This is a genomic window from Synechococcus sp. R60.1, from assembly GCF_047461835.1.
GTDB lineage: Bacteria > Cyanobacteriota > Cyanobacteriia > Thermostichales > Thermostichaceae > Thermostichus.
Genome location: NZ_JANSIA010000044.1, coordinates 1 through 21,854 on the forward strand (window position 1 = coordinate 1; position 21,854 = coordinate 21,854).

The 21,854-nt window shown below is 59.6% G+C and carries 15 protein-coding genes and 2 pseudogenes; 5 read left to right on the plus strand and 12 right to left on the minus strand.

What is annotated here, in order from left to right; translation table 11 throughout:
* From NW834_RS07675 to NW834_RS07690, 4 genes are all read right to left on the minus strand, one after another.
* A partial coding sequence (locus NW834_RS07675; RefSeq protein WP_414426276.1) for a helix-turn-helix domain-containing protein occupies positions 1 to 173 on the minus strand: 173 nt, incomplete at its 3' end.
* A 344-nt stretch (positions 174 to 517) separates the two neighbouring features.
* On the minus strand, positions 518 to 1,129 hold the full coding sequence (gene rpsD / locus NW834_RS07680; protein WP_011432724.1) for a 30S ribosomal protein S4: 612 nt from the start codon (positions 1,127 to 1,129) through the stop codon (positions 518 to 520).
* A 176-nt stretch (positions 1,130 to 1,305) separates the two neighbouring features.
* On the minus strand, positions 1,306 to 2,442 hold the full coding sequence (gene gmd / locus NW834_RS07685; protein ID WP_011432725.1) for a GDP-mannose 4,6-dehydratase: 1,137 nt from the start codon (positions 2,440 to 2,442) through the stop codon (positions 1,306 to 1,308).
* 132 nt (positions 2,443 to 2,574) lie between these two features.
* Positions 2,575 to 3,957, minus strand: a complete 1,383-nt coding sequence (locus NW834_RS07690; RefSeq protein WP_414413854.1) for a nicotinate phosphoribosyltransferase — start codon at positions 3,955 to 3,957, stop codon at positions 2,575 to 2,577.
* Positions 3,958 to 4,263: 306 nt separating this feature from the next.
* Between NW834_RS07690 and NW834_RS07695 the strand changes: the two genes are divergently transcribed.
* Complete coding sequence (locus NW834_RS07695) at positions 4,264 to 5,334, plus strand: isochorismatase (RefSeq protein ID WP_414419344.1); 1,071 nt, start codon at positions 4,264 to 4,266, stop codon at positions 5,332 to 5,334.
* Positions 5,335 to 5,383: 49 nt separating this feature from the next.
* Positions 5,384 to 6,676 carry an ATP phosphoribosyltransferase regulatory subunit gene (locus NW834_RS07700; protein ID WP_414415736.1) on the plus strand — a complete coding sequence of 431 codons (1,293 nt, stop codon included), beginning with the start codon at positions 5,384 to 5,386 and terminating at the stop codon, positions 6,674 to 6,676.
* Here the strand turns inward: NW834_RS07700 and NW834_RS07705 are convergent.
* The 3 genes and pseudogenes from NW834_RS07705 to NW834_RS07715 all read right to left on the minus strand — a co-directional run bounded on the left by NW834_RS07705 (position 6,660) and on the right by NW834_RS07715 (position 11,683).
* Complete coding sequence (locus tag NW834_RS07705; protein ID WP_414419343.1) at positions 6,660 to 7,787, minus strand: DNA polymerase III subunit delta'; 1,128 nt, start codon at positions 7,785 to 7,787, stop codon at positions 6,660 to 6,662. The two genes, NW834_RS07700 and NW834_RS07705, sit on opposite strands and share 17 nt — an antisense overlap.
* 255 nt (positions 7,788 to 8,042) lie before the next feature.
* Positions 8,043 to 10,439, minus strand: a complete 2,397-nt coding sequence (locus NW834_RS07710) for a hypothetical protein (protein ID WP_414419342.1) — start codon at positions 10,437 to 10,439, stop codon at positions 8,043 to 8,045.
* 320 nt (positions 10,440 to 10,759) lie between these two features.
* Positions 10,760 to 11,683, minus strand: a pseudogene (locus NW834_RS07715) (transposase).
* 178 nt (positions 11,684 to 11,861) lie between these two features.
* Here NW834_RS07715 and NW834_RS07720 point away from each other — a divergent pair.
* From NW834_RS07720 to NW834_RS07730, 3 genes are all read left to right on the plus strand, one after another.
* On the plus strand, positions 11,862 to 12,029 hold the full coding sequence (locus NW834_RS07720; protein WP_083757636.1) for a hypothetical protein: 168 nt from the start codon (positions 11,862 to 11,864) through the stop codon (positions 12,027 to 12,029).
* A 104-nt stretch (positions 12,030 to 12,133) separates the two neighbouring features.
* Positions 12,134 to 14,398 (plus strand): single-stranded-DNA-specific exonuclease RecJ, encoded by a 2,265-nt coding sequence (recJ, locus tag NW834_RS07725; protein WP_414419341.1) that lies wholly within the window; start codon positions 12,134 to 12,136, stop codon positions 14,396 to 14,398.
* A 134-nt stretch (positions 14,399 to 14,532) separates the two neighbouring features.
* On the plus strand, positions 14,533 to 17,844 hold the full coding sequence (locus tag NW834_RS07730; RefSeq protein WP_414419340.1) for an AAA family ATPase: 3,312 nt from the start codon (positions 14,533 to 14,535) through the stop codon (positions 17,842 to 17,844).
* A 5-nt stretch (positions 17,845 to 17,849) separates the two neighbouring features.
* Here the strand turns inward: NW834_RS07730 and NW834_RS07735 are convergent, their stop codons facing one another.
* The 5 genes and pseudogenes from NW834_RS07735 to NW834_RS07755 form a co-directional block, all read right to left on the minus strand.
* Positions 17,850 to 18,275 carry a GerW family sporulation protein gene (locus NW834_RS07735; protein WP_414419339.1) on the minus strand — a complete coding sequence of 142 codons (426 nt, stop codon included), beginning with the start codon at positions 18,273 to 18,275 and terminating at the stop codon, positions 17,850 to 17,852.
* Between the two features lie 65 nt (positions 18,276 to 18,340).
* On the minus strand, positions 18,341 to 18,604 hold the full coding sequence (locus NW834_RS07740) for a DUF2973 domain-containing protein (RefSeq protein WP_414344596.1): 264 nt from the start codon (positions 18,602 to 18,604) through the stop codon (positions 18,341 to 18,343).
* Positions 18,604 to 18,915 (minus strand): DUF2605 domain-containing protein, encoded by a 312-nt coding sequence (locus NW834_RS07745; protein WP_041436371.1) that lies wholly within the window; start codon positions 18,913 to 18,915, stop codon positions 18,604 to 18,606. The genes NW834_RS07740 and NW834_RS07745 overlap by 1 nt, the downstream gene beginning before the upstream one ends.
* Before the next feature lie 50 nt (positions 18,916 to 18,965).
* Positions 18,966 to 20,447 (minus strand): annotated as a pseudogene (locus NW834_RS07750) (cobaltochelatase subunit CobN); the annotation flags it as partial.
* Between the two features lie 50 nt (positions 20,448 to 20,497).
* Positions 20,498 to 21,676 (minus strand): transaldolase, encoded by a 1,179-nt coding sequence (locus tag NW834_RS07755; protein ID WP_414419338.1) that lies wholly within the window; start codon positions 21,674 to 21,676, stop codon positions 20,498 to 20,500.
* Positions 21,677 to 21,854 lie beyond the last annotated feature (178 nt).

Sequence of the window (21,854 nt, forward strand, 5' to 3'; positions counted from 1 at the left end):
GGCAAGTGACAGATTAAGGGACAAGCATTGATGTCACAGCGATTGTGTTCCCACCACGCAAAGCGCTCTGCCAAGCGGTAGTTGTACTGCTTCCGTAACAAGTCTAGCCACTCGCTCATCAAAGCAATCTGGCTGGGCGTAGGTCGCAAACGGTACTGGTAAGCAGTTCTCATTGAGGCAAGGGTAATCTACTGGAATGAATCCTACCTTATTGCTTCATGCGGTGGGGTTACCGTCTCGGTTTTAGGCCAGTCCATTGAAAACCAAAGTGTCCCCGCCTCTCATCCCGACCTTCACCCTGGATAGTGGTGAGTGGATAGTGACTAGCCACTAGTCACTAACAGAGGGCAGGGCTTCCCGGCGGTCTAGCTAACGCTACGCATCGCCAACAGGAGCGATGAGCAGGGGAAACGCTACAAAAAACAAACCGTGAAAAATCCCCCGGCCTCAAGGGTGAGGAGAACGTCAAACTGCCCAAAATTCCCCTGCAATTTGCAATGGCCACAAAAGGGGATCCCTAGAGCTTGCGGGAATAGAACTCAACCACCAAAAGCTCGTTGACCGGGGCGCAAATTTGCTCGCGGGGGGGCAATTCCTTGATGCGTCCGCGCAGCTTTTCTTTGTCAAACTCCAGGTAGTCCGGCAAAAACAACCCCGGATACTCCGCGTAGGCGGCCACCAGCTTGCGGGAAGATTCCTTGTTTTTTACCGTAATCACATCCCCCACTTTGCAGCCATAGCTGGGAATGGTTACCTTTTGGCCGTTAACCTCTATGTGGCCGTGGCTCACGAGCTGCCGAGCTGCCGGAATGGTTGGAGCCATGCCCAGACGAAACACGATGCAATCCAACCGCATTTCCAGCATTTGCAGCAAGGCCAAACCGGTGGATCCCTTGGAGCGCCGTGCCTTGCGCATGTAGCGGATCATCTGCCGCTCGCTCAGCCCGTAGTTGAAGCGCACCTTCTGCTTTTCTTCTAAGCGAATGGCATATTCGGATTTTTTCTTGCGCTCGGCGCCATGCATACCGGGCGGGTTGGTATTTTTGGGGCGCTTGCGCGTCAAGCCGGGCAGATCAAGTCCCCCGAAGCGACGAATAATTTTTAGGCGGGGGCCTGTGTAGCGGGACATGCGGGCATTTCTCCGAAATCAGCAAACAAAGTCAGCAAGAGATGGTCAGCTGGGGAGCAAGAGGACGAGGCACCAAAAGAATCGGCGATCTACTATATTAAGCGTTTAGTTCCTGCTTTGGACAAGGGGTCAAGGCTGTCTTTTGGGATCCCGTCTCCACCGTTGTATTCACCCTGTCAGTCGTAGTGAACCCCCAGCTGGGTGCGGATGAAAGCGCGATCTTCGCTAAGCAAGCCGTTGAGGGTGCGCCGTTCCCCCAAGATGGGATCCGGATCCAGGCCGATGGCTTCCAAGTCGGCCAGCACCATCAGCTCCACCAACTGCGGGAAGCTCACCTTGGGCTCCCATCCTAGGACTCGCTTGGCTTTTGAAGCATCCCCCAACAGCAGATCCACCTCGGTTGGGCGGTAGTAGCGGGGATCGATCTCGATCAACACTTGGTCTTTGTACAACCCCTGTTCGGCTTGGCCGGAGCCTTTCCAGGTAATCGGCAGGCCCACCAGCGCGAAGGCCCGTTCCACAAACTCGCGCACAGTGTGGGTTTCCCCGGTAGCCAGCACATAGTCATCCGGCTGGGGTTGTTGGAGCATCATCCACATCCCCTCGACGTAGTCTTTGGCGTAGCCCCAGTCCCGCTTGGCATCCAGGTTGCCCAGGTAGAGCTTGTCCTGTTTGCCGGCCACAATGCGGCTGACGGCGCGGGTGATCTTGCGGGTTACAAAGGTTTCCCCTCGCCGTGGGCTTTCGTGGTTGAACAAGATACCGTTGCAGGCGAAGAGGTTGTAGGCTTCGCGGTAGTTGACCGTCTGCCAGTAGCCGTACACCTTGGCACAGGCATAGGGGCTGCGCGGGTAGAAGGGGGTGGTTTCCTTTTGCGGGATCTCTTGCACCAGGCCGAACATCTCCGAGGAGCCTGCCTGGTAAAACTTCACCCGGATCCCGGTGCGCTGCTGGTAGTCGCGGATGGCCTCTAGAAGACGCAGCGTGCCCATGGCCACTGCATCGACGGTGTATTCCGGCGCATCAAAGCTCACCCGCACGTGGGATTGGGCCCCCAGGTTGTACACTTCCGTCGGCTGCACCTGTTCCAAAATCCTGCGCAGGGTGGTGCCATCCGTGAGATCCCCGTAGTGGAGAAACAGCCTGGCCTGGGGGTCATGGGCATCCACGTAGATGTGGTCGATGCGGTCGGTGTTGAAGGTGCTGGCGCGGCGGATGATGCCGTGAACTTCGTAGTTTTTCTTCAACAACAGCTCGGCCAGATAGGAGCCATCCTGTCCGGTGATGCCGGTAATTAGGGCACGTTGGGTCATAGAGCTGGGGGCAAAGACTAGGAAAACACCAAAAATCAAAATGGCCTGAGGCTCAAGTCCAATGGCAAAACTCAAACCTCAAAGCGGAGACCTTGAAGCTAGAACATTATAGTGCAGCGGGACTCCTTCTCCTCAGGCAGGGCCCGCCGAGGCACAGTCCTGACCGAGGGTGTGGTCTTTCAACCGCTGCAAAGCGGCAGTCAGGGCCATGGGCCAGGGATCCGGCTGGCGCAGTTGTCGCACTCCCTGGGGCAGGCACAGCACAGAGGCGCGGCTGGTGCGGGCAATGGCTTCCAGATCCGGCAAGGGATCCAGCAGCAGCCCTTTTTCCATAACTTTGCGCAAGAGCGGTTCGTAGCCAGGAGGCGGGGGCTCGTCAGCATGGCCCAACAAGTCTCCTTCAGGGCCGCGAAAGATCTGCTTGCGACCGGGAAGGGTGGCTTTGGCAAAGGAAGCTTTGGCCACCGGGATCCCGTTGATTTCCACCAATTTGTACACCCCGTTCACGCCTTCTCCGGTCACCAGGCGGGTGCCCACTCCATAGCCGCTGATGGGGGCTTGGGAGCGATGCAGGCGCTCGATCTCGTATTCGTCCAAATCCCCACTGACGAACACCGGGGCGCCTTGAGGCAAAATTTGTTTCACCCGGCGAGAGAGATCTTCCAAATCTCCCGAGTCGATGCGCACCCCGCCGATTTCCCCCTGGGATCCCAGTTGATCTGGGCTTCTGGCCGCAAAGAGCTGGGCTGCTGTGCGCGCCCCTTGGATGGGATCGTAGGTATCGATTAGAAGCGCAGCTTGGGGAAAGTAGCGCCGAAAGGATTGAAAGGCGCGGGTTTCGTCTCCCGAGAGAGCAGCAATGGCCATCACTAGGGAATGGGCCATGGTTCCTGCCGGCTTGCGCCCCAATTTCAGGGCTGCCAAGACGTTGGAGGTGGCATTGAACCCTGCCGCCAGAGCCGCCCGGGCTGCCCACAGCCCCGCCTGGGGACCAAAAGCTCGCCGGGTGCCGAACTCCAACAAAATGGCCTCATCCCCTGCTGCATCTCGCATACGGGCCGCCTTGGTGGCGATCAGGGTCTGGTAGTTAAAGGTGGACAGCAAGTAAGTTTCCACCAGTTGGGCTTGCCAGAGGGGGGCTTCCACCCGCAACAGGGGCTGGTTGGCGAAAATGGCGGTTCCTTCCGGCACCGCCCACACATCCCCCTCAAACCGGCAGCGGGCCAGCAGCTCCCAAAAGCGCTCCGGCGCATCGGCGAAAATGCCCGTTTCCCGCAGCGCTCGCAAAGCCTCGGGGGCGAAGCTCAGTTGCTGCAGATAGTCCACTGCCTGGGTGAGCCCCATGGCGATTAGGTAGCCATAGTCGGTGGGCAGCCGCCGCACAAACAGCTCAAAGGCAGCGGGCTGAGACTCTAGCCCTTCCCCCACGTAGCAGGCGGCCATGGTGAACTGGTACAGGTCGGTTAGCAGGCCATAGTCTTGGGGCCGCAACGACGAGAAATCAGGGCTCAACATGAAAAACCTCGGGGCAGAAGCCAGTGGGGAACGGCGGGATCGAGCAGAGAGCTGTTGCGAAGGTTATAGTGAAACTTACCATAAGTAAGGCTGCTTGTAGGGATCCACCAGAAGCATCACAACCCCAAAAAACCCTAAAAATCGGCCTCGACAAGACACCAAACCCAAACTCAGCCAGAAATACAGGCGGCCATCTGGACAAAATCTTGCCCCCAACTTATAGTGAAACCAACCATAAGTGTTACCCGTCCAACTCTATCGAGCGGGTGCAAGCCTGGTCAATCCAGCCCCCACCGGGAGAACGCCATGAATGCCACTCTACAGGAGCTAACGGTTGCGGCTCCAGCGGGCCTTCCCCCCCACTTTGATCCGGAGCGGGTGGGGGAGATTTGGCGCGTGCCCTACCAACAGCGGGCAGCAGAAGCCGAGCTCTGGGCCAAGGAGCAAGGGATCCCGCCGGCAGAGGCGGATCGGGTGCGGGTGGGCTTGCTGCTCATTGATGTGCAGAACACCTTTTGCATTCCCGGCTTTGAGTTGTTTGTGGCCGGTTCCGGCGGATTGGGAGCGGTGGAAGACAATCGACGGCTTTGTCAGTTCATCTACCGCAATTTGGCCTGCCTCACCCAGATCATTGCCACTCTCGACACCCACACGGCCATGCAGATCTTCCACCCCGTCTTTTGGGTGGACGCGCAGGGAGCCCATCCTGAGCCGGCCACGGCCATTTCGGCAGCCGATATCCGCTGCGGACGCTGGCGGGTTAACCCCGCCATGGCTGCCAACCTCACCCAGGGGGATCTGACGCGGTTGCAGGTCTACGCTCTGCACTACGCCGAGCAGTTGGAGCAGGGGGGAAAATATCCCCTCATCGTCTGGCCCTACCACTCCATGCTGGGGGGGATTGGCCATGCCCTGGTGCCAGCGGTGGAGGAGGCGATTTTCTTTCACAGCATGGCCCGCTGCAGCCAGCCCAGCCTGCAGCTCAAGGGAGCCAATCCCTTGACGGAAAATTATTCCGTGCTTAGCCCGGAGGTTTTGACTGGGCCGGAAGGGGATCCCATCGACGAGAAAAATGAGCTCCTCATCCGCCACCTGCTGCAGTTTGATGCGCTGATCGTGGCTGGCCAAGCCAAAAGCCATTGCGTGGCCTGGACGGTGAGTGACCTGCTGCAGGAAATCCAAGCCACGGATCCCAGCTTGGCCAAGAAAGTCTACCTTCTGGAGGACTGCACCTCGCCGGTGGTGATTCCCGGCGTTGTGGATTTCAGCGAACAGGCGGAGGCCGCCTTCGCCCGCTTTGCGGAAGCAGGAATGCACCGAGTGCGCTCCACGGATCCCATCTGGGAGTGGCCTGAGTTTCCCCGGGATCCCAGCTGACCTCCAACATCCGGTATGATGCAGCAGGATCCTCTGCTGGAGCAGCCCTGTGTACGGTCGCGGTAGCGGTGCGGAGCACTCTCGCGGTAGCGGTGCGGAGCACTTTTGGGATCCCCGCCCTGAGGCCAGTTCCACCGTCTCCAGCAGTCTGCGCCCCCCCAGCGGTGCCCGGGATCTCCTGCCGCGGGAAGTACAACGGCGGGAGAAGCTGGAGGCTCAGCTGACCCGGGTTTTCCGGCGCCATGGCTACCAGCGCATCATCACTCCCACCCTAGAGCGGCTGGAAACGCTGCTGGCGGGGGGATCCATCCGCGCTGAGTCGGTGCTGCAACTGCGGGATGGCGAAGGGACGATGCTGGGGCTGCGCCCCGAGTTCACTGCTTCCATTGTGCGGGCGGCAGCCACCCGTCTAGCCGGTGGGCCTTTGCCGTTGCGGCTCTACTACCACGGCAGCGTTTTTCGCAACAGCCGGCGGGAGGAGGGATCCTACAGTAGCCAGGAGTTTTTTCAGTCCGGAGTGGAGCTGATCGGGGCAGGGGGATGGCTGGCAGATGCCGAGATTCTGCTGCTGCTGGCCGATTGCATTCGCTCGATCGGCATCTCTTCTTGTGTAAACGGGACGGAGGCCGCCTGGACGCTGCTGCTGGGAGATGTCAGCCTCACCGAGAGTTTGCTCAGCGCCGTTGCCCCCACGGCTCAAGCGGCAGTGCGCCGTGCCATTGCCCAGCTCGACTACGTTTACCTGGAATCGGCCCCTCTGCCGGAAGCCGCCCGCCAGATTGGCTTGCAGATTCTGGGGCTGCGGGGCCAGCCCGGCTCAGTTCTTTCTGACCTGGCTCAGTTGCCTGTGCCGCCTGAGCGGCTGCGGGATCTGCGGCAGCTCTGCCAGGTGCTGGAGGAACATGGGGTGCGGGTGGTGCTGGATCTGAGCTTGTTGCAAACCCTGGCCTACTACACCGGCATCGTTTTTCAGGCAGTGGCAGGCGGGGAGATCATTGCTCTGGGGGGACGCTACGACCGGCTGTACGCCCTCTACAGCCCTCAGCAGGTCGAACAGCCGGGGATCGGCTTTACCCTTCTGCCGGATACGCTGCTGCGGCTCTTGCCCCCCGATCCCCAAACCGAGGAGATGGGCTGCAAACGGTTGGTGGTGCCCCTGGTGCCGGCAGGGATCCCGGCGGCGCTGGCCTTGGCCGCCCGCTGGCGAGAATTGGAGGCGGTGGAGCTGGAATTGCTGGATCGGGCCCCTGAAGAGATCGAAGCCTATGCCCGCCAATGTCGGATCCCGGAGATCGCCTGGGTACAAGCCGACGGCAGCTACCACATCACCCACCCGGGCTAATGCTGGCAAGGTTGACCTCCCAACAGAGACGGGGCTGCACCAGTTGCAACAGGTGTTGGCGAATGCGTTCCAACTGCCGGATGGCGCTCTGCACCCCTGGCGCAAACGGCTGACGGGATCCCTGCGCCCAAAAATGCTGCTGCAAATAATCGATCAGCCACAGTTGTGCCGGCAGCTCCAAACTGGCCACCGCTCTGCCCAATTCCAATGCCTGCTGGAGAGAAGAGTGCCAGGGCCAACGTTTGAGTTCCTCAAGGAGCGACGGCGGGATCTGCTGCAGGTGCTGGTGGGCCAGCAAGGCCAAGCCGGGGCTGCCCTGGGCCAAGGCAATCAGCTCGGATCGAGGGATCCCTGCCAGATCTGGGCAACCCAACCCACTCAGCACCCGGTCGACCTCTTCTGGGCTGAGGCGGCGAAAAGGCACCATCTGGCAGCGGGACAACAGCGTCGGCAACAGCGAGGCCGCCTGGGGGGCGATGAGTATAATATGGGCTGGGCCTGGCTCCTCCAGGGTTTTCAACAAAGCATTGGCAGCGCTTTCCGCCAAGGTTTCGGCTCCCTCCAGCACCACCACCGCTCCCGATCGCGTAAGCGGGACGGAGTCCTTTCGCGTAAGCGGGACGGAGTCCTTTAGCGGGGCGGAGCCCTTTCGCTGGGCTCGAATCGGCTTGCGGGCACAGAAGCGGGATACCCCCTGCACCTGCTCCAGGCGAATTTGGGGCGGCGAGCGCCGTTGCAAGGTTTGCGCCTCCGGGGAGTCTGCCGCAATTAGGCGGCCTTGGTGCAGGTAGGTGGGGCTGACCCAGTGGAGATTGGGATGGTTGCCCGCCAGCAGCCAACGGCAGTGGGAGCACTTGCCGCAAGGGATCCCGGAGCTGGATTCGCACAAGAGGGCCTGGGCAAACCAACGGGCCATCAGCTTCCGCCCCACCCCTTGGGGGCCCAAGAAGCAGTAGCTGGAAGTCACCCGCCCCTTCTCCAGGGCCGCCACAAGCAGTCGTGCCGCCATCTCCTGACCGACAATGTGCTGTGGAGGCAAGACCTTCACCCGGTCAGCGGTCTCGGCGGCTGCAACTCCATTCGCGCTACTCGGACAGAGTCGTTGCATCATCTCAGCAGGAGAGGACGAGTTGACCTTCTTCCTGCCCTAAAGGGCAAGAATTCCTTCTAGGTCGCAGGATGATTCCTACTTCCTGGGCTACACCGCCCTTGCCAATGATGAGGGATGCCATGACCCCAACCACTGGGATGAACTCCCAGATACTTTCCCTGCTGACACTGCGCCCTATTCAAGTTGGCGGAGTTCAACCGGCACCATAACACAAAGCCGCCCTCAAGGGCGGAGCGCTAAACCCAGTTTTTTTGGTCAACCGTTGGCAGAAGCTGGCAGAAAATGTTTGCGAAAATACTGCAGCGTCTCCGGTCGCAATAACCCCCGCTCCACCAAGGGATCCCCCCAGTGGGGCGAAGATTCATCCGTCGGTGGCAAGGACTCCAGCACTTCAGCAGCCAACAAGTCGGCAGCCCTGAGAAACTCTCCCACCGTGCGGCACCCCGACAAACGGGCAGAATACCCCCCATCCGCAAAGAACTTGAAAGTGCTATGCCTCCGGCACCCTACCGGGAACCGCACCGCTACCGCGACCGTGGTTGCCTTCAGGCCGGTACACTCGCCAATGACCGCGGTCAGCTTGCCCCCCGACTGTTGCCAGCGGCTGAGGATGTCTTGGATCTGGGGCCGATCCAGCAGGCCCGCCGCCTGTAAGTTTTGGAACAGATGCCTGGCCCATGGGGTGAGTTCTGCCAACAAGGGATCCGTCGGCGTATCCTCAGGAGTGTCGGCGTCGGTCTCGGGTTCCTCCAGTCTCCTCGTAAGGACTGTGTTTCGCTCACGCGAACGTGCTGGCTCATCTTTGGCGGTTGAACCAGAGAAGTTGGCTGCTCTCAACTGGGCTTGGGCTGCTTCGGCGATCAGCTTTTGCTGTTCGTAACTCACCTGCAGCAGACGGTTGCGATTCTGCTCAATCTTGAGGTTCTCCTGTAAAGTCTCCAAGCTCTGTCGGTAGGCCGCCAGCAGCTCTCGCGCATCTCGCAGTTCCACCGTCAAGTTGGCCTGCTGCTGTTGAAGGGCGCTGAGGCGGGATCCCGTGGTTTTCAGTTGTTGTTGAGCTTGCTCCAAGGCTTCTTGGCGGGCTTGCAGGGATCCCTCCAGTTGGACAATGCGCTGGTCGGCTTCGGCCTGTTCTGTCCTGAGCTGAAGGATCAGGGCTTGGCTCTGCTGTAGTTGCTCCTCCAGTTGGGCAATGTGCGCTTCGTAGTCACGGTTGGCTGCCATCAGCTGTGCTATTTCCGCTTGCAGTTGTTGTAGCTGCGCCTGTAAGCTTTCCACCTGCTCTGGGGGAACATAGCCGGAAAGCCGCGCCATTTGGGCCTCGTGCTCTTGCTGTAACTGAGCGTAGCGCTCTTGCCACATCTGCAAAGCGGCCCTCAGCTCCGCAATCTGTTGCTCCAAGGCGGCAACCTGCTCTGGCCAGAAGGAATCCAGATGCCGGGATAGAGCAGCCTCTGACTCTGCAGCTTGCTGGGCAAGTTGGGCCTGCAACTGATCCCGCTCCGATCGGAGCTGCTGGATTTGATGAAGCGCTGCCTCCAATTGGGCGCGTAGGTCAGCCACAACGCTGCTGGGCACCAACTCCGACTGGCGTTTCTGCAGAATCTGGATTTGCTCTTGCAACTGCTCCAGTTCCGACTGGTAGCAATCTTGCTGGGTTTGCAACTGCCGCTGCGCCCTTTGCTCAGCAGCGCGGGCAAGAGCCAGCTCCGTTTCTAGACGTTGCAGTTGTTCCCGCCAAACCCGCAAATCCTGCTGCAGCGTAGCCTGGTGCTGGAGCTCCGCCTGCTGGAGACGAATGGTGGCTTCCAGTTTTTGAATGCGCTGCTGATACTGGTTTTGAAAATCGGCAATCTGCTGGTTCATGCTGGCCAGGATCCGATCCCATTCCTGTTCCTGGAGCTCGATTTGTAGCTGCAAGGCTTCCACTTGCTTGCGGTAGTCAGCCAAGGTGGCCGGTTGAGGCTCATCGGCAAAGGGATCCGAGGCTGCCGCGGCTAATGTTCCAGGGATGGAATCTCCCCCAACTGCGGATTCGAGACTCGATGGCTGAATTGTTCCCTCGCAAGGGATCTTGGCCTCTTCGGGTACAGCCAAATCCTGGGCCAGAGCTTCTCGGCCAGGAGTTGCCGCTCTTTGGGGGGTAAGCTGAACCTCGGGTTTGGGATCCCTGGCCAAAAAAGGCTGCAGCGCCTCCCACGCATTGGGGGAAGCCATCCGCTGCAGTTGCACCTGGACATCCAAGGCGCGATCCAAAATGGCTGGCTGTACCCAACCTTTCCAGGTGAGGATTTCCCCCAATTTCCGCCCATAGCGACGCTGTTGGGCCAGAGCAACCCGCAACTGCTCAAAATCCAAGTGGCCCAGTGCCACCAAAATCTCTCCCAGAGAAAGAGACTGGCTGGGCAGGAAGCGGTAGAGAGCGGCTGGGGTGAGCCAGCCGTGCTCGAGACACACTTCTCCCAACCTGAGGTGGTTTTGCTGTTGCTCTCGCAGGGCCTGAGCCAACTGGGATTGGGAAATTAGCCCTGCCCGCAGCAGACGCTGTCCCAGCGGCAAGCTCGACTCAGCCCCGTCGGCAGCAGCACCCCGCCCCTCCAGAAAGGGGAATGGGGTAGAGCCACTCTGGGAGGAAGAGGAGCGCGGAGGCATCAATAAAGTTCCCAGTTTAGGACTGTGTTGTTGCTGCACTTTAGCTTATCGCCCCTCAGGATAAAGCACAAAGAGATGCCAACGCCACATTGACCAGAAAACTGGGTTACAAGCCCCGCCCTTTATGACGGCTTCTTGATACAGTAACTGCGAACTCCGCCAGCTTGTTCGCCTGCGGCGGCACTGAGTGCTTCGTGGTGCAGTACCTCTTACTAGAGAGACATTAGAGGGACAAAGTATCTGGGAGTCTCTTCCCAGTAATTAGGGCGGCGGCATCCCTCTTCGTGCATAGGGATGGAGCAGTACAGCCTGTTAAGGAATCAAGGGGCACAGTAGCAACACCTAGCAAACCAACTTCGGAAGCAGAATGGATTGATGAGTAGTCAAGAGGTCTCTGCTATCTGCTCCATCCCATACTTCCCGGCTCTGGAAAACTGCCGGATAAAAGGCTTCAATACCGACCACATCCTCTCAATCGAATTCAACTCTGGTGCATACACAGGCAGGTCTATGATCCGCGCACCTGTTCCTTGAATCAAACCCTCCACTTCCGAACTCTAATCACCACCTTCCGCGCATCCAGTTCCGGACATGAGTCACTTTGCAAAAACTCCAGAAAATTGCTCTTCCGCATTCCACCCTTGATAACACAACAGCCTACTGCCTCTCTCCAGGAAATAGCTTCAATAATCTTATGTTTTTTCCCTTTGCATCTCTGACGGTAACTGTAAGCTCTTTGACTGCGTAAACTCCGAGATACCCCTCCGTTCCATTGCCTCTCACACCCTTGTCTGGTCTAGAATAGCTATATCTTCCACTGGTATATTCTTGACTTCTTAGCTATAGGCTAATTGTTGCCTTTGCACCTCCTCTTCTCTGATTTTTACACTGCGGTAATTCTTTTTTAGCGTCATTCCTCGCTTTTTTAAAAAGTTGTCTATCGTAACAGCACTCACATCAGTATCCAGTTGCTCTCGTAGCAGTTCCTGATACTACCACGGATAATAGTTCAGGCGCCTTTCAATGACCGTCATAACTTCTTGCCGGTGTTGTTCCAGAATACCTACTCGCTTTGTGCCGACTTTCTTGGGGGATAAATCCTGAGTTTGTTGATACTGATGCACCCAGTGGTGCAGTGTTCTTTGGGTTACCATGAACTGTTCCGCTACCTGGCGAGTGGAGGTCTTGCCTGCCTGATAAGCTGCCACAACTCTTTGGGATAAATCTAACAAATAGGTTGGTATATATCTCTCTTTTCTCTTGGATACTTGTATCCTAATTCATAGGCTGTAATCGGTGAAGTGCCAAAAATGATTCTGATTCTTGTTTCAGCATCGTTGCTGAGCAACCGCTAGGGTGTAGAGACGCGGATCTTCGACAAGAGGATCCCTAGGAAAAAACGAGAAAGAAGGAGAGAAAATCATGTCTGCCAGCACCCTTGTCCGTTGCGCCTGTGAACACTGCAACTGCAGCTTCGAGAGCAGCCAAGGCTATCGCTACGAAGGTCAACTCTACTGCAGCGAAGCCTGTGCCACCCACAATCACGAGCACCCCTCCGCCTGCTGTGTGGCTTCCCACTGCTGCCAGTAGGGTTCAAGGTAGCCCATCATCCCCAGCCCTTTCCTCTGGGATCCATTTCCCCCCTGGGCCGTTTTTGATAGGCTCCTAGGAACCTTTATCCCTGTCGAGCTTGCATGGAATACCGCTGGGAGCTGCTGCCCACTCCCCCCCAGTTCAATCCGCAACTGAGCCGGGAATATGGCAAGTATGCGGCCAAGGTGATGGCTCTGCGGGGTCTGCACACCTGGGAGCAGGCGCAGGCCTTCGTGGATCCCGAACACTATTCCCCCACACCACCAGCATCCCTGCCGGATCTGGAGCGGGCGGTGGCGCGGCTGCTGCAGGCACGGGAAAGGGAAGAGACCCTGTGCATTTGGGGGGACTTTGACTGCGATGGTGTCACCAGTACCAGTCTCCTGCTCTCGGCGTTACAACCCTTGGGCTTCCGAGTCCAGTTCTCCATACCGCTGCGCAGCACCGAGGGGCACGGGCTCAATCCTCAACGGCTACAGCAGGTGCTGGCCCAGGGCTGCCAAGTGATCCTGACGGTGGATTGCGGGGTGGGCAATGCTGCCGAAATTGCCATGGCCCAAGCCCAGGGGGTGGACGTGATCGTGACGGATCACCACATGCTGCCGGATCCCTTGCCCGCTGCCTATGCGGTGGTCAACCCCTTGCGATTGCCGGCTGAACATCCGCTGCGCTTCCTGCCGGGGGTGGGAGTGGCCTACAAGTTGGCGGAGGCGCTCTACCAAGCCCTAGGGATCCCTGGTGTCGAGCAGCACCTGGATCTGGTGGCGGTGGGAATTGTGGCCGATGTGGCGGTGTTGCAGCGGGAGTGCCGCTACTTGGTACAGCGGGGCCTGCCGGTGCTGGCCAGTACGCAGCGCCCGGGGTTGCGAGCTCTGCTGGCCCAGGTTAGCAACGGCCAGCTCCAGAGGTCGCCGACAGCCCAGGATATTGCTTTTCGCATCGCCCCCAAGTTGAACGTCATTGGCCGCTTGGAAGACGCCAGCTTAGCAGTGGAGCTGCTGACCACCTCCGATCCAGAGCGGGCCCAGGCGCTGGTGCAACGGTTTGTTGCCCTTGACGAAGAGCGCCGGCAGCTCACCCAGCAAGTGATCCAAGAGGCCAGCCAACAGGTAGAGAGCTTGGATCTGACCCGGGAAGGAGCCATTGTTCTGGCGGAAGCCGGCTGGAACCCAGGGGTTCTAGGGATCGCGGCGGCGCGCTTGGTGGAGCAGTACCGCTGCCCGACGGTGTTGATTGCCAAAGACGAAGCCACAGGGCTGGGCCATGGGTCGGGTCGTTCCTTGCCAGGGGTGAACCTGGTGGAGGCCATCGAGGCCGTGCGCCCCCTCTTGCGGCGGGGAGGCGGACACCCCATGGCCGCCGGGATCCAAGTGGATCTGGCTTGCCTGGCCGCTGTGCAACTGGCGTTGCAGCGGGAGCTGGCCGCGCGGGTTAGCCCGGATCAGCAGGCTCGCGCCTTGGCGGTGGAGATTATCCTCGACTGGGAGCTACTGGTCTCTCAGGATCGGGATGGGGTGGCAGAGCTGGATGAGGTGTATCGGCAATTGCAGCTTCTGCAGCCCTTTGGGCACGGCAATCCCAACCCCGTCGTTGCCTTGATGAACTTCCGTCCCAATAGCTCCAACCTGGGAGTCTCCCGCAATGGCCGCCACCTCAAGTTTGAACTCCAAGGCTCGCCGGGATCCCGTACTCTGTGGTTTTGGCAGGCCGGAGAAGAGCTGGAGCGTTGGCAAAAATGCCAAGCTTTGGACATCGCCCTCCAGTTGGAAGCGGATGACTGGGGCAAACAGCCTTGGCAGGGCAAAGTGCTGGCGGTGCGCCCTGCGGGAGAGTGGCAGGCACCCACCATTTCCGCCCCTCGCCTACAGATCCAAGATTTTCGGCAGAAACCCCTGCCGGATTCGCTGAAAGGGGCCATCTGTTACGACGGGCAGGAGGCCGAGAACTTTGTTCCACCACCCAAAGGGAAAGAGCTGGTACTGGCCCGCTGGCCCTGGCTACCGGCGGACTTGGCCCAACTGCTGCAACAGGTACAGCCCCGAACCCTGATCCTGGCCGCTTCTGCCTCCCCCTGGGAGCAGATCCCCGCCCGAGTCAACTGGCTGATGCAACAGTGGCAGGCAGGCCAACGGGATCCCGACGAGCTGGCTGCGGCAACCGGCTTTCCCCGGCAGTGGCTGGCGGAACTGGACAGTCCGGAGCAGATCCCCACGCTGCTGATGGGCCGCCTTCAGGAATCCCAAGCCTTTCACCGCTGGCTGGATGAGGCTAGCCCCACCCAGATTGCCCAACTGTGTCAGCGGCTAATGCAATCGGATCCCCTCTCAAGAGAGACAAGAGAGAAAAGAGAAAAGAACGGAGAGTAGTGAGAAGGGAGTATCCTCACTCCTCTCTCCTCACTTCTCACTCCTCATTGTTGCTCCCCACCGCTGACGCGATACTCTGGATTAAATAATTCAACCCCATTTTTTCTGGCAACCAGAGCCCCTCAGAGTTTTCCGTGATCCCGGTTCGCCTAACCTTGCACAATTTTCTCTGTTACGCTCACGCCGTTTTGGATCTGCGTGGGATCCATACTGCCTGCATTTGTGGCCCCAATGGGGCAGGCAAGTCTGCCCTGCTCGATGCCCTCACCTGGGGCCTTTGGGGGCAAAGCCGGGCTAGCAATGACAGCGATCTCATCCGCAAGGGGGCCAGCGAAGCCTGGGTAGAGGTGATCTACCGCTCCCGAGGACAAACCTACCGTGTCCTGCGCAGCCGTCATCTATCGGGCGAGGGATCCCTGGAGTGGCAAATTCAAACCGGAGAAACCGACGGCCAACCTCGCTGGCGCAGCCTAACCCGCCGCGGCATGCGCGCCACCCAACAGGCCATTCAAAGTCAGCTCAGCCTCGACTACGAGACCTTTATTCACTCTGCCTATCTGCGACAAGGACAAGCGGATGCCTTCACCCTGAAGCGTCCCAGCGAGCGCAAGCAAATTTTGGCCGACATGCTCAAGTTGGGGCAGTACGATTTGCTGGCCGACCGCTGCCGGGAACAGGCGCGCAGTGCCAAACTCAAAGCCGATCTGCTCCAAGAGCGCCTGCAGCAGCTCAACCAACAACAGGCCCACGTTGGCCAAATCCAAGCCGAGCTGGAGCGACTCCAACAACGGCAAACTCATCTGCAGCAGCTCCTAGCCCAGCAACAGCAGGAATTGCAAGCCCTAGAGCGCCTCTACGAACATCGCTGCATCCTGCAGGAGCGCCACCAACACCTTACCCAACACTTGCAAAAGCTCGGCACCAACCTACAGCACACCGAGCAACAGTGGCGTGCCCAGCGACAGCACCTGCTCCAGTTGGAAGAGCTGATCGCCCAGAGTGAAGACATACTGGCGGGTTACGAACGCTACCAAGCCCTGATGGCCCAAGATCGCCATCTCCACCACCTCTTCGAGCAACAGCAGCATCTGCTCCAAGAACGCCAAAAGCTGCAAGCCCAGCAAGCAGAGCAGCAACAGCAGCAACTGCGCAAGATGCAACGGCTGCAACAGGAGTTAGCCACCTGCCAAGCCCAGGCCCAAGCCGATGCCCAATTGCTGGCAGAACAGGAACGCATCGAAACCGGCCTGCGCCACTACCAGCAAGCTCAAGAGCGTCTCCAGGCCTTGAACCAAGCCCAAGCGCAAGCCGCCATCCTTCTCCAGCAGCAACAGCATTGGCAAGAGCAAATCCGCCGCGAGCGGGAACGTCTGCAAGCCCGCCTCCAGCTTCTCAGCCAGCAACTGCAAAGCCAGGAAACTCTAGCCCAGCAGCAGCAGCACCTGGAGCAGAGAATTGCCGAAGGAGAGGCCGCCTTGGCAGAGCTGGAGCGACGGCGTCTCTACCAGCAGCGGGTGTTGGAAAAAGTCCAAGAACGACGGCTGTTCGTGCAAAAGCTCCAGGAACGCCAGCGGGTTCTCCAGCAACAGTGGCAACAGGAGGAAGAACGCTGCCGCCTGTTGGTGACCACCTGGGATGAAGGTCAAGAGGCGTTTTCCGCTCAAAGCGCTCCGCGAGGCGAACAAGATCAGGGAGAGCGCCGCCCCATCCCCACTTTGGCGAGAGTGACGGCCCTTGTCGAGGAGGCAGCCGAACAAGAGAAGGGATCCCTGGCCCTATCTTCCGCCGGTCAACCTGCCGAGTCATCCCCCGCAACGCCAACACCAGAGCCGCAGGGATCCAGCCTTATGGCTCCGCAGCGCCGTCGCCACTGGACTTGCCCCCTCTGCGCCCGTCCCCTCAGCCCGCGCCTGCGGGATGTGGTGCTGAAAAAACACCGCGAGCGTCAAGAGGAAATTGCCGGCGAACTGTTTGTTATCCGCGAACAACTGGCGGTGGCCGACCGGGAGATTGAACTCTTGCAAGCAGAATACCGCCGTCTCAGCCAAGAACTGGCCACCTGGGATGAGCGCCTGCATCTGCAAGGGCGATTGCAACAGCAGTGGGAAGCCGAGCAGGAACGCCGCCGGCAAATCCAGCTCTGGCAAGCAGAAGCGGCAGAGTTGAGGGAAATCCTCGACCGGGAAGCTTACGCTCAAGAAGCTCGGCAACAGCTCCAGCAGATCCAGCAGGCCCTGCAACAACTGGGCTATGACGAGCGCGAGCACGCCTTACAACGAGGAGAACTGGAGCGCTGGCGCTGGGCACTGGGCCGCTCTCAGGAACTCCGCAAGGCCCAGGAGCGCCGCTCTCACCTATGGGAGCAAATCGCCTCCCTACAGGCACAACTGGAAACCCTGCAACAGGTGGGATCCAAGGACTCCGTCCCGCCAGTGGGATCGGATTCTCCCCTGGCGGAGCGGTTGGCTCAGGTGGAACAGGCGTTAAACCACCTGGGCTACGATGGATCCCTGCACCAGCAGGTGAAAGCCGAACTGGCCCAAGCGCAACTCTGGCCGGTGCGCCTGCAAGCCCTACAGGTGGCCCGCCAGGAACTGCCGGAGGTGGCAGCCCGCACCCAAGCCCTATCCCAACGCCTGCAGGAAAGCCGCCAGCACTTTGCCCAGGCCACCCAAGAGTTGGAACGGCTTCAGCAACAACTGGCGGAGCATCCCGAGGTTTTGCCTGCTCAGCTGGAAGGGATCCGCCAAACCCTGCGGGAGCACCGCCGGCAACTGGATGAGGTGCTGTCTCAGATAGGGGCCGCCCAACAACGGCTACAACAGGCGGTTCAACAGCAGGCGGAACAGGCCGAGCTGGAACAACAACTGCAGCAGGCCCGCCGCCAGCAGCAGGTGTACCAAGAGCTGGCCAATGCCTATGGTCGCAACGGCATCCCCGCCCTGATCGTCGAAAATGTCCTGCCGGAGCTGGAAGCCCAGGCCAACCAGATCCTGGCCCGCCTTACCCAACACCGCCTGCACCTGCAATTGGTTACCCAGCGCTCCGGGCGACGCTATTGCTCACCGGCCAAGCTGTCCTCCGTAGCGGGACGGAGTCCCTATGACACCCTCGACATTCTCATTGCCGATCCCCACGGCACCCGCCCCTACGAGACTTACTCCGGTGGAGAAGCCTTCCGCATCAACTTCGCCATTCGCCTGGCCTTGTCCCGCCTGCTCACCCAGCGCTCGGGATCCGACCTGCAAACCTTAATCATCGACGAGGGGTTTGGATCCCAGGATGCCACCGGGCGCGCCCAACTGCTGGCTGCCATCAACGCCATCGCCCCGGACTTTGCCTGCATCTTGGTGATTACCCACATCCCCAGCCTGCAGGATGCTTTCCCCCGCCGCATTGAGGTACAACCCTCTCCCCAGGGATCCCGCCTCTCCATTCGCGGCTAGTCCCTTCAGGAGTTGCCGGCACGATTTTGCAGCCACTGCTGCAACAGGGGCACCAGAGTCTCGCTGAGTTGGTTCCACTGGTCGGGCTTCTGGACGGTGGTCAGCAGCTCCACTCGCTCGCCTCGGATCACCAGAAAGCCAACTGGCTCGATGCGCACCCCGCCCCCTGCTCCCCCGAACAGACTGGCCGGATCCCCGCCGTTGCCGCGACAGCCAGGAGCAGTCTTTCCAAAGTTACCCCCTCCCCCACCCAAGCCAAAATGCAAGGACATGTAAGGGACAATAGTCGTCTCACCAATGGTGATCGGCTGACCAAAGGTTTGTCCCGTTTCCGCCAAAACCTTCAGCTTGCCGAGCACCGCCTCCAGCACCGATTCCACGTTGAAGTCGGATCCCATCTCCGTTGACTCGCCCACCAGACGCTCGGGCAAATCGCGCGCAGTACCTTCCCAGGCTAGTGCAGCCACGCCCAAGAGAGAAAGCCCAAGAAACTCCCCTAATCTTCGTCCGGCGAGCCGGAATAGAGATCTTCCAAACGGCTGCGAGCTTCTTCCAAGCTGGCCGAGCGAATCACCAGTAGAGGCTCCTCGGTGAGGTTGCCATCTTCATCCAGCAGCTCTGGGTGAGGGATCCGCTTGCGGGCACGACGAGGAGAGGCCTTGCGCTCTTCCACGCCCAGTGTGATGACATTGGTAACCAAGTTGCGCAGGGCCAAAAAGGCAATGGCCACAAAAGCGATGAGGTAGAGAATCTGCAGCATTACAGGTCGGGGGAGGGGTGAATCTGGCGAAATTGACGGCCCAATTCGGCACATTTCATCAGCAGGCGATGCCATTTTGCCATCAGCCCAGGGTCGATGCCAACCTCTTGATCAGAGGCCTGATAAAGCGCTTTGGCTACCTGTAGCTCCGCCTGGGCAGCCAAAACCTCTTCCAGCAAGGACTGCTGCTCTTCTGGGCTGATCAATTCCAGGGTCTCTTCCTGCAAAAAGCGGCGAGAACGCTCAAACCAGTAGCGGTAGTCCTCCAACAGTGGCCCCAGAATCTCTCGCAACAGCTCAGATTTGCTCATGGCCTGGGATCCCTCCACAACTGGTTTGGATGAAAAAATCTTAGCAGAACTTAACCTTCTCTCGCCACGGGAGAGCGGGATTCCAGGTAGGCTTCCATCTCCAGCATCAGGGCTTCGATCTGAGGCAGCAATTCCAGGGCCTGCTCTTGCCAGTAGCCCCGCTGGTGGGCTTCCAGCAGCCGCTCGCTCATGTCCCGCAGCGCCCAGGGGTTGCGGGATCGCAGGAACTGCTGGACTTGGGGATCCAATAGGTAGGCGCGGGCCAGGCCGGCGTACATGAAATCCGGCACAGCATGGGTGGTGACGTCGTAGGCAAAGAGGTAGTCCAGGGTGGCAGCCATCTCGAAGGCGCCCTTGTAGCCGTGGCGCATCACGCCGGCAATCCACTTGGGGTTGATCACGCGGGCGCGATAGACGCGGTCAATTTCTTCGGCCAGGGTGCGGATCTTAGGGTTGTGGGGACGGGCGTGATCCCCGAAGTAAATCCGCGGGTTGCGGCCCTGGAGCGTTCGCACTGCCGCCACCATCCCCCCTTGAAACTGGTAGTAGTCATCGGAGTCCAGCAGGTCGTGCTCGCGGTTGTCTTGGTTGTGGAGCACAATTTGCAGGTGGGCCAATTGCCGCCGCAGGGCTTCGGGGGCCGGCTCTCCCTCGCCATCGGCCCGGTAGGCGTAGCTGCTCCAGTTGAGGTAGGCGCGGGCCAGATCCGCTTCTGTTTCCCAGTTTTGCGCCTCGATCAGCCCCTGTAGGCCGGCCCCGTAGGCCCCTGGCTTGGAACCGAAGATGCGCAGCCGCGCCCGCTCCGCCGCTGCTTGCGTTGGGATCCCTTGCTCCTGCCAGTACTGGGTATCGGCCAGCACGTGGGCCCGCAGGGGATTGTCGGCTTCTGGCTCCTCCAGGTCAGCCACGGCCTGCACGGCCCGGTCAAACAGGGCAATCAGATTGGGAAAGGCATCGCGAAAGAAGCCAGAAATGCGCAAGGTTACATCCACACGGGGGCGGCCCAAAACCGCTACAGGCAGGATCTCGATGTCCACCACCCGTCCTCCATCCCAGCGGGGTTTGACCCCCAAGAGCGCCAGGGCCTCGGCCCAATCGTCGCCGCCAGTTCTTAGAGTTGAAGTGCCCCAAACGGATAGGCCCAGGCGACGGGGATATTCCCCCTGCTCTTGCACGTAGCGCTCCACCAGCCGCTCGGCGGCCAGTGAGCCGACCTGCCAGGCGGTGGGGGTGGGGATGGCGCGAATGTCCACCGAGTAAAAGTTGCGCCCCGTGGGCAACACGTCCACTCGGCCTCGGGTGGGGGCGCCGGAAGGGCCGCTGGGCACATAGCCGCCCCCTAGCCCATGCAGCAGGTTCTCCAGCTCCTGGGGGGTTTGCTGCAGGCGCGGCAGCAGATCCGTCTCGATCCAATGCAGCACCTGCCTGGCTGCTGGCCCCGGCGGCGGATCGTAAGGGATCCCTTGCAGCCGCTGGGCAATCCACAGGCGGGCTTGCGCTTCCAGGGCGGCCACCCCGTCTCCGATGTGGCGAAAGTTCTCGCCCATAGACCTTGAGGTTTTCCCAGGCCGGCTGCCAGCGGCTAATTCTTCAGATAGACCGCCGCCCCTAGGCCGACCAACATTTCCTCAGGGGTAATTTTGCCATCTTGGTTGGTATCCAGGGCATCGAAAACGCGATCTGCCCCCATCCACTCCTCGCGGGTGATGAAGCCATCCCCATCCAGGTCGTAGAGGCGGAAGACATCCTGGGCGGCGTGGGTAATGGTTTCCTTGGCACCCTCCAGCTTCTGCAGCCGCTCGGTGAGCAGTTTTTCCAGCACCTCCAGCGCTTTGGAGAAGCCCTGGATCCCTTCTTCCAGCTTTTCTGAGGCCATGCGGTTTTCCCGGTGCATCTGGTCGAAGGTAGCTCGATCCATCACCAGGCGCGGGATGTCCATTTTCTTGGCTTTTTCCGGATCCAGTTTGCGCTCCAGGTAACCCTCGGTGTTCTGCAGCTCCGCCAGCAGCGCCGGTGAGATGGTGAGAAGATCGCAGCCGGCCAACTCGATGATCTCCCCGATGTTGCGGAAGCTGGCCCCCATCACTTCCGTCGGAAAATCGTATTTGCGGAAGTAGTTGTAAATCTGGGTTACCGATTGCACCCCCGGATCTTCGGCAGGAGGGTAGCTCTCCCGGCCCGTGTGTTTCTTGTACCAATCCAAGATGCGGCCCACAAAGGGCGAGATCAGCTTCACCCCCGCTTCGGCGCAGGCGATGGCCTGGTGTAGGCCAAACAACAGGGTGAGGTTGCAATGGATCCCTTCTTTTTCCAGGATCTCGGCAGCTCGGATCCCTTCCCAAGTCGAGGCAATTTTAATCAGCACCCGGCTGGGATCCGCTCCTGCCGCCTTGTAGAGCTCGATCAAATGGCGGGCTTTGGCAACTGTGGCTTCTGTGTCGTAAGAGAGGCGGGCATCCACCTCCGTCGAGACCCGGCCAGGAATGATGGACAAAATGCGCACGCCAAAGGCCACGGCCAGTTGATCGATGGCATGGGCCACCACGGCTTTCGGCTCAGCTTTGGATCCCACCTCTTGGCGAGCTTTGAGCAAGGTCTCATCGACAATGCCCTGATACTGAGGCATTTGGGCTGCAGCCGTGATCAATGAGGGGTTGGTGGTGGCATCCTGCGGCTTAAAGCTCTCGATGGCGTTGATATCCCCCGTATCAGCCACCACGACGGTCATCTCTCGCAACTGCTCCAGCAAGCTCTTGCTCATGTTCGGCTCCTTGAGATTGCGCTACGCGCCGCTTCTGCGACCTAGTCCCAGTGTTACCCATCCACGCAAGGGATCCCGGTAGACATGAGATTGTCTTAATTCTGATACATTCACGCTGAACTCTCCTGAACATGGTTCAGGAAAGAAGCGATCGCATCCTGCCTATCTCTGAGCAGGA